Genomic DNA, 15,442 nt, shown 5'->3' with positions numbered 1-15,442 from the left:
TGTTCCTATTTAAGACCAAGTATTTTGCGATTCAAAACACGGTCGGCGCCACTATCAGCAAAGTCATCGAAGGCTTTGTCAGTTGGCCGAATAATATGCTCTTTTATAAACTGGGCGCCTTCTCGAGCACCATCTTCAGGATGCTTAATACAGCATTCCCATTCCATTACCGCCCAACCATCAAAACCATTTGCTGTTAATTTTGAAAAAATACCTTTGAAGTCTATTTGACCATCGCCTAATGATCGAAAACGTCCTGGACGATCTACCCATGGTTGATAGCCGCCATAAACTCCCATTTTGCCAGAGGGTATGAACTCGGCATCTTTGACATGAAATGCCTTAATGCGCTCTTGATATATGTCGATAAATGCAAGGTAGTCGAGCTGTTGAAGAACGAAATGGCTTGGGTCATAAAGAATATTGGCGCGCGGGTGGTTATCGACCTCATTTAAAAACATTTCAAAGGTGATCCCGTCATGCAAATCCTCGCCAGGATGAAGTTCATAACAAACGTCACACCCCACATCGTCGAATGCATTTAATATAGGTTTCCAACGCCTTGCTAATTCTTTAAACCCTTCTTCCACTAAACCTTGTGGCCTTTGAGGCCAAGGGTAAAATGTTTGCCATAAAAGAGCCCCCGAGAAACTTGCATGCGCCGTAAGACCAAGACGACCGCTGGCTTTTGCTGCCAGGTGTAATTGATTAATAGCCCACTGCGTCCTAGCTTCAGGATTGTTACGTACCGATTCGTCGGCAAAACCGTCAAACATTACATCGTATGCGGGGTGCGAGGCAACAAGCTGCCCTTGCAAGTGCGTTGATAGCTCGGTAAGCGTCAGACCATGCTTTGCAAGTATACCGGTTACTTCTTGGCAATAATCGGTACTCTGAGCAGCTAGTTCAAGGTTGAATAAGCGCTTATCCCACGTCGGAATTTGAACGCCTTTAAAGCCAATACTGGCAGCCCACTCGCAAATACTATCTAAGCTATTAAAAGGAGCTTCGTCAGACGCAAATTGCGCTAAGAAAATACCTGGTCCCTTTATCTCTCGCATCGAGTATCCTTAAATTCTGTGAAAATGGCGTACTTGGCAATTAACCAATCAATACACCATATGTAAAATTAATGTAAACGATGTTAACAAGGGTCTTTTTCAAGGGGTAATATAAAATCGGTTATACATGCAACATAATCGGCGTTATGATTATTTCTTGATTTTTCGGAACGCGGATAAATATTAAATGATTGCAGATAAAGAAATTGTAGATATGAGATTTCTTGAAGAAATCGGATTGAAGCAACTTATACATTTACTCGATCTACTACCAGAAACGCTATTTTGGCTAAAGAACGAGAATAGTAAAATTATCTATGTTAATCAGGTATTTCTGGATAAATTCGGACTGAAATCCCTCGCAGAGGTCGTTGGAAAATCAGATGAATGCTTTTCTCCCCCCCACCTAGCAAAACAGTTTATGACAGATGATCAGAAAGTAATGGCGGGCGAATTGGTAACAAATAGGGTGGAATTAAACTTAGCGATAGATGGTGAATTTGCATGGTTCTCAACCACCAAACGCCCATTATTAAATCGTCGGGGTGACATAATCGGCTCTTACGGTTTTACACATCAGTTAGAGCGTTCATCGTCAGAACTATCAACTATCAGTGCTATTAAAGCTCCCGTAGACTTTATCAGAGAAAACTATCACCGAGATATTTCGATTGATGAATTAGCAAAGCTGTCTTTTCTGTCAGTAAGTGCGTTGGAGCGCAGATTCAAAAAATATCTATCTAAAACACCGAAGCAACTTTTAAACGAGGTTAGACTGGAAAATGCAAGAAAAATGCTCATTGAAACTTCATTACCCATTATGGAGATTGCCTATCAATGTGGATTTACAGAACATAGCTACTTTAGTAAAAAGTTTAAATTACTATTTGGAACTCTGCCTTCTCAGCTAAGATCTCAAGTGCTTGATTCAACGGGCCAACATGATAGCAGTTAACATTTTTCTGAGACATCAACGCCGAATATGTAATATTTTCGACCGATTAATCAGTAACGGGTTCTTATGTTTAGCAGTATTGTTAGGAGAAAATAAAAGCAGAGCACTTTCATGCCTAAATTAACAATAAAACATAAAATTAGCCAATTTTCATATGCGGTCTTTTTTCTAATCACTTCGGTTGCTCCATGCTTTTACAGTGCTTCAAGCTCTGCTGCAGAACTAGCTTTATCGGCTTCACCTGACAATCTCAACATTCCTGATGGCGGAAAATCAATAATACCCGCGTTGCCAGAGTCAAATTTCGGCTTAGAAAGAGGCGATAATCAGGGACCGGTTGGTGATGCTCGCACCGTTGAGGTTAATCACCCTTTATTTAAAAAGGCAATTGAGATATCGGTAGATAATCCTAACGGACAGTTTTGGAATGGACAGGTTAACTTCCCTATAATCGAGCCTCTAAGCCGTGGCGACAGTGTACTGCTACTTGTTTATTTCAGAATGGTAGAGTCAGCAGACGAGACAGGCACTGGATTTTTGAGCGCTTATGTAGAATCTCCGCCCCCAGATTATACAAAATATCTCATGCATCAACTCGTTAGCTCCGGTGAGTGGGAGACATATCTTTTGCCTATGACCATTCGAGACAATTTTGATAATAATGAAATATTCCTTAAGTTTGGATTTGGCAGCGGCAATAAAAAACAGAGAGTACAAATAGCCAATATACGTCTGTTAAATTTTGGAAACAGCATTGATATAGGTGATTTACCGGTCACCAAACCTACATATGTCGGACGAGAATTAGATGCCAAATGGCGAGGAGATGCTGCAGCAAGAATTGAAAAGTTTCGAAAAGGCGACTTTTCCATAGTTGTCGAAGACTCTAACGCTAAGCCCTTGCCTGACGCAAAGGTAAGTGTCACTTTCGAAAAACATCTATACCACTTTGGCTCTGTTGCCGCGGCTCGACATTTAGTCATGAACGACGAAGATAGCAAAATGTACAGAACAAAGCTGTTAGAGAACTTTAATCAAAGTGGATTAGAAAATAACCTTAAGTGGGGGGCTTGGTCTGGAGAGTGGAATGATAACTTTAGCCAATCGAGAGCGCTTGCCGCACTGGCGTGGTTAAAGGACCACCAACTCTATACGCGGGGACATGTTATGGTTTGGCCATCAAAACGTAATATGCCTAACTCGGTTCAACATTTCTTACCAGATTCTAACCCTCGTGCAGCGAATCCGCACATTTTAAGTGTGGTTAAAGACCACATTCACGATATAAGCAGTAAAACACACGAACTAATTGACGAATGGGACGTTTTAAACGAGCCTTTCGACAATCACTATTTAATGGACGCATTTGGTGATCAAGTTATGCTTGATTGGTTTTCTCAAGCACAAAGAGAAAATCCTAGTGCGCGCCTATTTATTAATGATTATTCTATTATTTCAGGTGGCGGTAGGAACAGCGTTCATCAAGACCATTACTTCAATACTATCGACTATTTGCTTTCAAATGATGCGCCAGTTCACGGTATCGGCCTGCAAAGTCACTTTAGTGCGACCCCTACGCCTATAACTCAAATTTTTGACATCATAGATAAATATCACTCAGCCTTTCCAAATTTGATGATACGCGCAACAGAGTTCGACATCGATACGTCCGATGAGCAAATGCAGGCAGATTATACGCGTGACTTCTTAACGATATTCTTCAGTCATCCCGCAACCGTCGGAGTTCAAAAATGGGGTTTCTGGGCGGGTGCGCATTGGCGACCTAATGCAGCCATGTACCATCGTGATTGGTCACCGAAACTCAACCAAAAGGCCTGGCATGACACTGTATATAGCACTTTTTGGAACGATTTTAGTGGTAAGACTGATGACAGTGGTAACTTCGCAGCGAGAGGGTTTTACGGAGACTATGTTATTAAGGTTGAAATAGATGGTAAGGAGACAGTTTCACGTATGAAGCTAGGCCCAGATAAACCTAATCGCTTTACGCTACAAGTAGAGTAGCACTCAGACTACTCACTTGGACGTCGGGATGAACTTAACCAACAAGCGTGTGCTTATCAAATACTATAAAACATTAGCCAGCTTAAACTCTAGCCATCCCTCGTTTGCTTGACTAGCGGCGACGCAATTTTCAATAAATGCCATACCTCGGATTGCGTCATCAATTCCGGGAATTATACTGGCTAGATTAACGTACTTGTCGCTATTATCAAATTCACGCACCTGGTTTGCAAAATCAACGTATAAATTTGCGAATGCCTCTAGATACCCTTCAGGATGGCCGGCTGGAATACGCATTGAACCGGCCGCCGCAGGACTAAAGCCACCGACACCTGTACGAACAACTTGGCTAGGCTTATCGTTGTATCTGATAGTAAGGGTGTTGGGTTCTTGTTGATGCCATTCTAGTCCAGCCTTTGTGCCGTAAATACGAATATTTAAGTTATTCTCCTCGCCGACACTGATTTGACTTGCGATCAAAACGCCTTTAGCGCCGTTGTTAAATCGCATTAAAATATTACCATCATCGTCAAGCTGTCGGCCGCTAACCACCGGAGACAAATCAGCACACATCCTAGTAATTTCCAAACCAGAAACAAATTCTGCTAAATTTGCTGCATGCACCCCTATGTCACCCATACAGCAACTGACACCGGCCCGAGAAGGGTCTAAGCGCCAACTCGCTTGCTTATTACTTGAGTCTTGCGGTTGTGCTAACCAACCCTGTGAATATTCAGCAACAACTTTAGTGACTGTTCCTAATTCACCTTGAGCTATTCGGTCTTTAGCTTCGCGAACCAATGGGTACCCGGTATAGGTATGTGTGAGTCCGTACAAAACATTGTGTTGATTAAGTATAGCTTTTAAGTCAATGGCTTCTTGGAGCGTAAACGTTGCGGGTTTATCTGATAACACATGAAAACCAGCTTCAATAGCAGCCTTTGCCACGGCATAATGTAAATGGTTAGGTGTGACTATAGAGACAAACTGCATTCGTTTTTCAGGCGGCAGTTGAGCTTCCGCAGCAAACATTGTATTAAAATCGGAGTAACAGCGCTCAGACGCCAAGTTAAGTTCTCTGCCTGTTGTTAAACAATTCTCGTGGGAGCTACTGAATGCACCACAGACTAATTCTATCTCGCCATCGATTGCAGCAGCAGACCGGTGCACTGCACCAATAAAGGCGCCCTGTCCGCCTCCGACCATGCCCATTCGTACTTTATTGCGCGTTTTGCTCATGTAGCTTTTCTCTGTTTACATTTTTTGTTATCACATTGTAAACAGAGCATTGATGCGCCGATACGAATTTATCGGACTTTAATACGCATTTTTCAGCGTCATAGCCCTCGCAGCGAGCCAATAGAATATTCATGCTGTAGAGTGTAAGAAAGTTTATAACTCTGCGGATGATCATGAAGCGCTATGCCATTTTTTAACAATGGTTTAACACTTCGCTTAAGAGTTTTCGAATGTAGATGAACAATAAAACAGTTCGCAAGTGACTTAACCACAACACGCCTTATTAACATTATTTTTACATGGCAGCATAGCGCGGTAATAATGTGCATGCATTTAGACTAGCTGAACTTGCCTTTACTGTTAGCTGATAATTGAGAAAGTCGTCGTTAATATCGGAAATATAATTTCTGTTATATTTCTATAATTTAATTTAAAAAAAAATGAAGGAATCACCTCATGAAAATTAGGAAGTACTTATTCATAATTACGGTAGCGTGTCTATCGTTAGTGACTATGAGTTCAGCTTATGCAGCGCAATTCAAAGTTTTGCTTTTCACGAAAACAGCAGGTTGGCATCATAGCTCTATTCATGAAGGTGTGACTGCCATGAGAGAATTAGCCTCACGTCATGATTTTGGCTTGGAATGGCACGAGTATGCAGGCCTAGTAATGAACGATGATTATTTAAGTCAGTTCGATGCGATAGTGTTAATGAATACCACAGGGGATATTTTTAATAATGAGCAACAGCAAGCTTTCAAGCGCTTCATTCAAAGTGGGAAAGGTTTTGTTGGTGTTCATTCAGCATCAGACACAGAGTACAACTGGGAGTGGTACGGAAAACTCGTTGGCCATTACTTCAAAATACACCCAGAAAACCAGACAGCGAGGTTAGTAAAGCAAAACAATAGATTCCCGGGTATGCAAGGGTTCAATGATAGGCACCTTTGGACAGATGAACTATATACCTTCTTACCCGCCAACATAGAGGGATTGCAATACCTGCTTACCGTTGACGAATCGACCTATAGTCCGAAAGCCGACTGGGGCGATAAAAAGTCAGATGGTATGGGTGAATTTCATCCTATGGCGTGGTATCACGAATTTGACGGAGGTCGTTCTTTTTATACTGCCTTAGGCCATATACCTGGTGTCTACCGAGATGAAGTGTTTTTATCCCATCTGTATGGGGGGATATATTGGGCGGCAACGGGAAAGGGAATTGAGTAGAAGTAATTAAACGACTCCTAATCACTGACATCAGCAGGATTAGGAGTATTTAATTACAAAGAATTGTCGTTGCCCTTTTGTATAAAGGGTGACTGAAATAAAACTGCCATCTAGACTGGCAAGTTTCACTACAACACAACATTGATAGTCGGTCTATCCTGACGCGATGACATGACCGTGTTAGTAATTAACTCAAGCCCTCTTTTAAGATCTTTACTGCCATCTGAAATTTGTGAAGGCTTTTTAAGAGCTTGCTTTTTTAAGCAAAGCGAAAGTTCGCCATAAAAGTGGTGTGGTAAAGCTAAACGGGCTAAACCACCTGCATTTCTCGACCTGTAGAAATCAAAAATCAAAGTCATAGCGTTGAACCCTTCAAACTCTTGCTTTCCTTTATAGTTGAAAAAGCATGGAGTCATCTCCACAAGGCCTCCAATTGTATTAGATGAAAATAGCTCTACTAACTCTGGTGGCCACTCTTTTAGATATCTATTAGTCACAATTTGTTTTAAATGATTATCAGTAAAATCTAAAAAACTACTAGCTTCTAAGTTTTCTTTTCCCCATAACCCTTGTCCACTCCGCTGAAGGTATTCCCACTCGTTTTCATAAACAGGGAACCATTTTGCGAAATTTTTAACGTCACGAATGATGACGGTCTCTATTAGAGTTTCACCATCCTTACCAATCTTTACTATGGTGTATCCAGGTTGATAAGCTGCTAAGGAAGGCACTTGCACATTCGTAAATTCAGCGTCTGGTGACTGACTAATATCGAAGAGGTGCATATGACCTCCAAGATGTAACTTTAAGCCAGTCGCTTCTAACACTCTGGTTGTATTATTAGAGGGTTGGCGAGTCAGCTGCATGGCAGTTTCGCCTAGAAAACTGATAATTTTATCCGTTTGTTTGTCTGAGAAATCAGCCATGGGGAAATGGCTAAAGCTAACCAACTTTTTATTATTTTCTTTTGCACGCTCGACAACTCGTTGGATCCATTTTACGAGCTGAGGTTTATATTCAATTAGTGCGTCATAACCGGCGTTACTCGACCCATCAAATTGTTTATTGCTCAAACTACCTGTTGGCTTATACACGTTTGCATCTATCGCCAACAGCCAAAGACCATCTACAGGCTCTACTAAATAGCTCATGTCAGGCATATCTACGCAAAATTCGTCGCCATCACACCATGTCCAATATCGCTTAGCTAAATCTACCGTATTAAATGGTGTTTCGAACAACTTGTCTGCAGGCGAAGGTGAAAAACCATGTTCAGATAGTGATTGAGCAATCTCTTTATACCCCCACTCTTTAAGTAGTTCTGAGCAAAAATCACTTTTTCCAGACACGCAATCTTGATGTGCTGGGCTCATAACACTGATTTCTGCACCTTCTCGGCTCAGAAAGTCGCGTTTGCCGCCAGGACGTGTAAAAGGCCTGACCGGATCGTGATTGCCGTTGATAGCGAAGAATCGTAGTCCATACTTTTGCTGGTACTCGTCTAGTATTTCCTTTAATGCAAGAATATTTACTGGCTGACCGTCGTCAGTGAAATCACCCGGTAACGCTACTAACTTGATATTCCTTTCTACTACATCATTAAGCGCTTCTTTAAACACCATAATATTTTCATTGAACAAACGAGTAGAACTCAATTGAGAGCGCATACTTCTCAGTAATATTGGGGCGTGGCTTGTAGGGTCTTTTGGCAAGGCACTTTTAGGAAGCGTTGCCGCTGCGCCTTCAGGTGAATGAAGATGGATATCAGCTATAAAGGCGATCTTTACCTGCTGAGTTTCGTTTTTGGCAACGACACTAATAGAAATAAGTGCAAAGAAGTAACATATAACTAGCAACCCGCATGACAGTACATTCAATATGCTAACGTTGAATACTCGTATCTCTTTAGTTCTTTTTCCATATTTACTCATAACGCAGCCCCGTTCAGCAAGTCATTAATACTAATAACAGCGCTTAGCTCTAAATGGGGACAGTGGTTCACAAAAAATTTAATAAAAAAGTTTTGTTATATGACACTTTTGTGAAGTTTATCTCTTAGCAAAAATTTCCTGTCCCCTTTTTCAAACAACTCCGCTCTACCGTTCAAAATACTCTTTGAATGTATACCTATGCGTTATCTTTTACTTTCTTTAACTCTGGTTCTTAGCGCTTATTCTTGCGCGAAATCACTGGATCAGTATCAAATTATTGGTTCTCACAATAGCTACAAAAAAGCGCTACCACCAGAAGCTAGGCAGTTTTTAAAAGATGTATCACCTGAACTTTTAAAGAAGATTTCTTATATTCATCCTTCGCTTCAAGAACAGTTGAATTTAGGAATTCGTCAAATTGAAATTGATGTGGTTAACGATCCAAATGGGCATCAATACAACACGCCAGAAATAGAAACACTTTCCAATAGTAATTGGTTTTCAGAGAGTGAACGCCAAATTTTGGCAGAACCTGGGTTTAAGGTTCTTCATATTCCACACGTAGATGTGATGACGCATTGTTTAACCTTACAGCTTTGCGCAAAACAACTTTTAAAGTGGTCAGAAGCTAACCCTAATCACTTCCCCATTACTGTTATTGTGAATGCGAAAGAGTCTCAGCCAGCGTTTCTTAGTAAGGCGGCCCCCGTCGCTTTTTCCATTTCAGACTATAAGCGCTTAGACAACGAAATTGCGCACTTATTCGGGAGCAAGTTAGTTACGCCAGATCGCGTTCGGGGCCGCCACCATACGTTAAGGGCAGCAATAACAAGGAATGGCTGGCCAAGTGTTGAGGCACTTCGAGGTAAATTCTTGTTTTTATTCGATGCTAATAAAGCTCAAAAAGAGATATATCTTCAACAGAGTTCAACGCTTCAGAATAAAAGCATGTTTCTCTCTGTCCCCGAACACTCCGACGCTGCCGCAATATTCATTCGAAATGATCCAGTTAAAAGTCAGCAAGACATTCAAGCGCTCGTCAAAGATGGTTTTCTAGTGAGAACTCGTGCTGATGCTGATTTATCGGCAACTACACAAAGCTTGCGAGCGCAAAGAGATGCAGCATTTGCCAGTGGGGCTCAGTTCATTTCTAGCGATTTCTATAACCAGTCTCCCCAATCCATACGTCGAGGTTATTCAGTTTCTTTCGAGAATGACTGCTTGAAAAGACTTAACGCTGTTAAACATCAAAATTTGATCAATTAAAAGGTAAACCCATGCATACTAATTTTAAAAAAACACTCTTAGCTACAGCTGTCCTATCTGCCACCTGCATGACGCAATTTTCTGCTCAAGCACAGCAGACAGAAGATGAAATGATAGAACAGATTGTAGTGAGTGGTTTTCGAGGCTCACTTATAAAAGCTAAAGATTTAAAAAAGGACGCGCTAGGTTCACAAGATTCAATTCTTGCTGAAGATATCGCTGACTTCCCGAGCCTCAATTTAGCGGAATCTATTCAAAGAATACCAGGCGTAACCATAACCCGTGAAGCTGGTGAAGGTAGACAAATATCTCTACGAGGCCTTAACGCAGATTTTACCCAAGTGCAATTAAACGGCATGGAAGCTCTAGGTACATCCTCATCTGCAATGGACAGTAGAGGAACGACTAACTTATCTCGTTCTTTTGATTTTAACATTTTTGCGTCCGAACTATTTAACCAAATTGACGTTCAGAAGAGCTATTCTGCAGAAATGGATGAAGGCGGCATAGGCGGCACTGTAAAACTCTATACCGCGAAACCATTTAATTACGATGGATTCAAAAGTGTAATCAGTGCGCAAGCGGGCGATAATTCATTAACAGACGACGTAAGCCCGAGGGTCGCAGCCTTAGTTTCAAACACGTGGGGTGATTTTGGCGCTCTTGTCTCACTGGCACTTAGCAAGCGTGATACGGCTGAACAAGGTTATAACACCTATCGTTGGCGGCCTCGCAACGCCCAAGGCTCCGACATATCTACACTATCACAAGCAGATCAAGAAGCCGTAAATAGCGGCAATCTTCGTTTCTCACGAGGCAGTAGATACTCACAATTTAATAGTGAACAAACTCGGGTTGGCGCTACAGTGGCACTTCAATACAGACCGTCTGAAGCATTCTCGCTTGAACTCGATGCATTATACGGCACACTTGATAACGATAGAGGAGAGTTTCACTTACAAAGCAGAGGTTCAAGTTCTACCGCACTTGGCTGCACAGGTGCAGACTATGACGGGGCACGCAATTTTTGCTCTGGCTTAACTGACATAGAATATAACCAAAACAACGAAGTTATATATTCTTCGTGGGAAAATACCGCTCTGCACTCAGAAAGTCGCGATCAACAAGCAACAACAGACATTTCACAGTTGGTGCTAAACGCACAGTGGCATGTGACCGATGCATTTACGGTTTCAGGCCTACTCGGCCATATGCAAAGTGAATACGAAAGTAATAGTGCAAAAGTCTACTTAGAATCTTTCGCTGATATGACCATAGATTACAGGGAGGACCGCTTTTATGGCACCAATACCTACATCAATGGATTTGATCCAACAGATATCAATGAGTTTCGTTACCATGAGATAGACCTTCAGGAAGACGAGGTAGAAAATAGCTTTGATATCGCTAAGCTCGATGCGGATTACTTGCTGTCTGATAACGCTTCTTTGAAATTTGGTGGTTCCTTTAAAAAGTTCGAACACAGCAACAACAGAGAACAAGTTGGCAATGCATTAAGAAGTGCTTGGCAAAGTGGCGAAGTAAGCGATGTGATTAACCCTGAATTTGTTTATGTAAACTCAATTCACAAAAAACAAGATTGGCTAAGTACTGACGTTGGCGCTGTGCTAAACGCGTTCGATGTTGAACGCGACATTATGTATAGCGATGCGCCTAATGAAGTCGTAGAAGAGACCATGGCGCTATACGCGACTTATGAATATGACCTGCTATTGCCTGACTCTGAGCTGAGAACTAGTTTTGGTTTACGCTATTTTGATACCGATATTCAATCTAGTGGCATAGTGAATGGTAGTGAATACGTCACTGTAGAAAGGGACTATGATGGACTATTACCTACACTGAATGTTGCATGGTATTACACAGAGAGCCTTGTTCTGAGAGCGAGCGCAGGGAAAAACGTAACTCGACCTACACTGGGTAGTTTATCTGTATCAGGTACGGTAAATACTGACCCATTATTTGGTTCAAGTGGTTTGAGTATCAATGCCGGTAATCCTAGTCTTCAGCCTTTTGAAACAATCAATATGGAGGCGGGTGTTGAGTATTACTTTGATGAAGTCGGTTATGCCTCAGTCACTTACTTCCAAAAAGAAATTGATAACTTTATTGCTACTAATGTTTCTCCAATAGCCTATGGTGATACAGGATATCCGCTATCGTTAATCGAAGGCATGGTAGACGAAAATGGAAACACGCAAACGCCAGATACACTGTATACATTCTCTCAACCTCAAAATTTAGCAGAAAGCGACTTTTCAGGCTGGGAAATAGCGTTCCAGCGTGATTTCGATTTTCTGCCAGCACCATTCGATAATCTTGGTGCTATTGTGAACTATACGTATTCTGATGGCGAATCTTTACACAATATTTTAGTTGATGGTGAAAGTGTAGAAGTTTACCGCCCCTTTTACGGATTGTCTGAGAATATCTACAATGCAACGATGTATTACGAGACAGACAATTGGGGAATGCGCGTTTCAGCAGCCTATCGTGATGATTACTTAACGCAGGTTGAAACGTCGAGCAGCGACCAAGACGAGGCAGGCTTTCATGGCACCACTTACTGGGATTTCTCAGCATTTTATAATGTAAATGATAATCTTAAGGTAACACTAGAAGGTATTAACCTTTCTGATGAACGCGAAGAGCAATACAGCGATTCGGATGACCGTTTGTACAACACGACGGTAAGTGGAAGAACCTTTTATTTAGGTCTTACTTACTCGATGTAAATGAATGTACTCGAAGAGCCTACAAAAATAAGCTCTTCGAGTTTTTAATAGCGATAAGAAATGGCAAGAGAGTAATTACGACCACTTACTGTAGTATTGTATGGACGATAAGAAGAATCGGAGTACTGAATTTCTCGCTCATCAGTGAGATTAGTTGCTTCGATCCTGAGCTCTACATTATCAGTGATTTGATAAGCTATTACTGCATCCATATATAGTGTTGATAAAAATCCTGTCTCATTTTCATCAACTAAGGTTCCTCCATCTACCCTTGCAATATACTCATCGCGATAGGTGGCTGAGAGTCTTAGGCTCAAAGCGTATCCCTCAAGATAGGCGGTAAGATTAGCCAATAGCGGAGAAAGATAAGGGGCAGCCTTTTTATCTAGGCGGTCACCGGTATTAGTGTTGTAGTACTGAACATTTCCAAACGTATAACTGGCATTTGCCACTATCCCAACGTGAAGTACGTTAAAGCGCGACATATATTCGCCCAAGGGCCATTCCAACTGCACACTTCCTTCTACGCCATATAAAAAATAAGTGCCTTGGTTCGTTGGCGTTACGACATCTATGTAAACACTTTCAAAATCACTAGAAAATAATTCAGGATAATCTCTCGCTACGTCACTCAAGGGCAAGCGTTGACTCATGGGAGCTATACTGTTTTTTATCCATTTTCCAAATACATTGGCCGAGTATCTATCGATTTCTCCCGGATATGATTCGAAGCTTAGATCGAGATTGTAAGCACTTATAGGCTTAAGCCTATCATTGGGAAGAATAACAATATTTTCATCATCGATGAGCTGAATATTTCGTGTCAAGGTATCCAATTCTTGGTGGCCCAATGTTCTGCTAATTCCGACTTTAACTACTTGCTCATCTCTTCGGTAGTTAAATTGCATTGAGGGAAGGAGGGCAATATTGCTTAGGTTATAGCGATTACTAAGACTAGACTGAAACACCGAAATAAAAGACTTATCCCGCTCAGCTCGAAGCCCTGCATTGAATGTCCAATCACTACCTTCTACAGAATATTGAGTAAAGAAAGACGTTCGGCTTTCTTTTATCACGTTGTCAATAACGCGGTCTGGAGCATAAGACAGTGATAGTGAATCTACCGAAGAAGGTTTGTTGTAAAAAGAATATACCTGTTCTGGTCTAAGAGCTAACCAATTTAAATGCTGATGACTATCAAAAACATATGCTGTGCTTTGAGGTACTGCCTCTCGTGTAGATAACCAGCGTTCTTTTAGGATGTTTTGGATATCCGTGTATTTGGACGTATTTTCAAACTGCACGATTTCAAAACCCAGCTCCCAGGCACTTCGGTGGCTTGTATTTACCTGTAATTGACCTTTCAGGTAAGTAAAATCAGACGTAGAGATAAACTGCTCAGAGTCGAGCTCGTTCATTTGCCACATATCGGGATGAGTCAACTCAGCGCTATATTTTATGCTAGGGAAGTAATAATCGTCTCTGTAGTCGATAGAAACATCACTTTCTCCTCTCATGTAAGCTCGAATACTGTGAGGCATTTTATAAGTAGCACTTTGCACACCTAGCACACCATCAAATAAAAAATTATTCGACATTCTGTGCTCGAAATTCAGCACGGCTTGTTTAAACTGCGTTGATACTTCCTGATGACGGCTTTCTGTGCCAACACGAGCATTTCGATAGTCCGCATAAACGAGTTCATGCTTTGAGTTAACCTCTGCCTCCGTAATAAGAGTTTCGCCCTCGATAGTTGGCGTAGATTGAAAGCCCCGTGGATAAAGATGGTTCTCTTGTCGTTGGCTATCAAGTCGGCCATAGATCCAGTCGATTGTGAAATGACTGAGGTCAGTTTGATACTCAAGAGTCGCTCCAATACCTAGGCGGTCCATATCTCCTCGCCACACAGAATAGCGATTTCCTCTTGGAACCCTAATTTCTTGATTCTGCCAAGCTTCAACCAGTTCAGAATCTAAGGCAGAGACATTTGCTCCCTCGGGAGCAAGTCGTCTCCATCTAAAGGTATTTGCACCTTGCTCTTGATACGACCTTCGTCCGTAGGCTGCTGAAATCAACATGCCCCAATATTTATTCGTCGAAGACAAAGTAAATGAAGAACGTTTTGAAAGACCTTCAGCATATTGGTTTGCGTCGACTTGATGAGAAACGTTCCATTGGAGTCCTGGTGAATCGAAAGGTTTTGCTGTGGTTATTGCAGCAATACCAGCCACGCCGCCGCTTGGTTGCTCTACAGAGTAGCTTTTAAAAACTTTAATTTGGCTGAAAAGTTCTGACGTAAACAAGTTGAGATCAAAGGAACGATCTCTATCCCTCTGTGTCCTGCTATCCATAGGAGAGTCATTATTTGACAGTACAGGCATTCCATTTATCGTAACCAAAGTAAGATCGGGGTCTAAGCCACGCAGCACCACCTGACGTCCCTCACCCGCTTCTCTCGTAATGCTCATTCCAGGAATTCGTTGCATCGATTCTGCTAGATTTCTGTCTGGGTATCTTGAAATTTCTTGAGCGACGATAACGTCTGTGACCTGTTTCTCGTTGCGCTTTTCTTGTCTAGAGAGGTTTAGAGAGCCACGAATTCCGTTAACGTTTATTTCTTCTATAACAGTTTCGTCGATTACGCTTTCAGACTTTCGTATGACTACCCCACTACGTGTAATGCTAAAGGTTAATCCTGTTCCATCTAGTACATGTTTCATCGCCGTTTCGAGCGTAAACCTGCCAGAGATAGCTGGCGACATTACCCCCTTAATAAGGGAAGGGGATGTGACATAACCGACACCAAATTTTTCTACAATTAGCTCTAAGCTTTGACTCAGTGATGTAGAAGAAAGCGTTATACTTTCTAGTCTCTCATGGTCTACGGTAGAGGCATAAGCAAAAGAGCTTGTATCACTTACAAGTAACGACCAAAGCAATATCACCCTACATCTACACAAGACGCTTTTAAGCATAATG

At 41.7% G+C, this 15,442-nt stretch carries 9 protein-coding genes; 5 read left to right on the top strand and 4 right to left on the bottom strand.

Going from position 1 to position 15,442, the window contains the following annotated elements; genetic code table 11:
* Nucleotides 1–5 precede the first annotated feature (5 nt).
* Nucleotides 6–1,061: a sugar phosphate isomerase/epimerase family protein gene (locus O9X84_RS14895; RefSeq protein WP_269520493.1), complete on the bottom strand. Its 1,056-nt coding sequence runs from the start codon at nt 1,059–1,061 to the stop codon at nt 6–8.
* A 187-nt stretch (nt 1,062–1,248) separates the two neighbouring features.
* On the opposite strand from O9X84_RS14895, the gene O9X84_RS14890 reads away from it, so the two are divergent.
* Nucleotides 1,249–2,016, top strand: a complete 768-nt coding sequence (locus O9X84_RS14890) for an AraC family transcriptional regulator (protein ID WP_269520492.1) — start codon at nt 1,249–1,251, stop codon at nt 2,014–2,016.
* Nucleotides 2,017–2,127: 111 nt separating this feature from the next.
* On the top strand, nt 2,128–4,041 hold the full coding sequence (locus O9X84_RS14885) for an endo-1,4-beta-xylanase (protein ID WP_269520491.1): 1,914 nt from the start codon (nt 2,128–2,130) through the stop codon (nt 4,039–4,041).
* A gap of 63 nt (nt 4,042–4,104) precedes the next feature.
* Here the strand turns inward: O9X84_RS14885 and O9X84_RS14880 are convergent, their stop codons facing one another.
* Nucleotides 4,105–5,280, bottom strand: coding sequence for a Gfo/Idh/MocA family protein (locus tag O9X84_RS14880; protein ID WP_269520490.1), 1,176 nt, complete (start codon nt 5,278–5,280; stop codon nt 4,105–4,107).
* A 456-nt stretch (nt 5,281–5,736) separates the two neighbouring features.
* Here O9X84_RS14880 and O9X84_RS14875 point away from each other — a divergent pair, with 456 nt between their 5' ends.
* Entirely contained in the window at nt 5,737–6,510 is a 774-nt protein-coding gene (locus tag O9X84_RS14875; RefSeq protein WP_269520489.1) for a ThuA domain-containing protein, read from the top strand.
* A gap of 128 nt (nt 6,511–6,638) precedes the next feature.
* Here the strand turns inward: O9X84_RS14875 and O9X84_RS14870 are convergent, their stop codons facing one another.
* Nucleotides 6,639–8,441: a metallophosphoesterase family protein gene (locus O9X84_RS14870; protein WP_269520488.1), complete on the bottom strand. Its 1,803-nt coding sequence runs from the start codon at nt 8,439–8,441 to the stop codon at nt 6,639–6,641.
* A 198-nt stretch (nt 8,442–8,639) separates the two neighbouring features.
* Between O9X84_RS14870 and O9X84_RS14865 the strand changes: the two genes are divergently transcribed.
* Both O9X84_RS14865 and O9X84_RS14860 read left to right on the top strand, forming a co-directional pair.
* Nucleotides 8,640–9,707: a Ca2+-dependent phosphoinositide-specific phospholipase C gene (locus O9X84_RS14865; protein WP_269520487.1), complete on the top strand. Its 1,068-nt coding sequence runs from the start codon at nt 8,640–8,642 to the stop codon at nt 9,705–9,707.
* An 11-nt stretch (nt 9,708–9,718) separates the two neighbouring features.
* Nucleotides 9,719–12,463 carry a TonB-dependent receptor gene (locus O9X84_RS14860; protein ID WP_269520486.1) on the top strand — a complete coding sequence of 915 codons (2,745 nt, stop codon included), beginning with the start codon at nt 9,719–9,721 and terminating at the stop codon, nt 12,461–12,463.
* Nucleotides 12,464–12,507: 44 nt separating this feature from the next.
* Here O9X84_RS14860 and O9X84_RS14855 read toward each other — a convergent pair whose 3' ends face one another.
* On the bottom strand, nt 12,508–15,438 hold the full coding sequence (locus O9X84_RS14855) for a TonB-dependent receptor (RefSeq protein WP_269520485.1): 2,931 nt from the start codon (nt 15,436–15,438) through the stop codon (nt 12,508–12,510).
* Nucleotides 15,439–15,442: the final 4 nt, after the last annotated feature.

The organism is Alteromonas sp. BMJM2, assembly GCF_027257845.1.
Taxonomy (GTDB): domain Bacteria; phylum Pseudomonadota; class Gammaproteobacteria; order Enterobacterales; family Alteromonadaceae; genus Alteromonas.
Note: the sequence above shows the minus strand (reverse complement) of the source record. Positions and strands in the feature narration are given on the sequence as shown.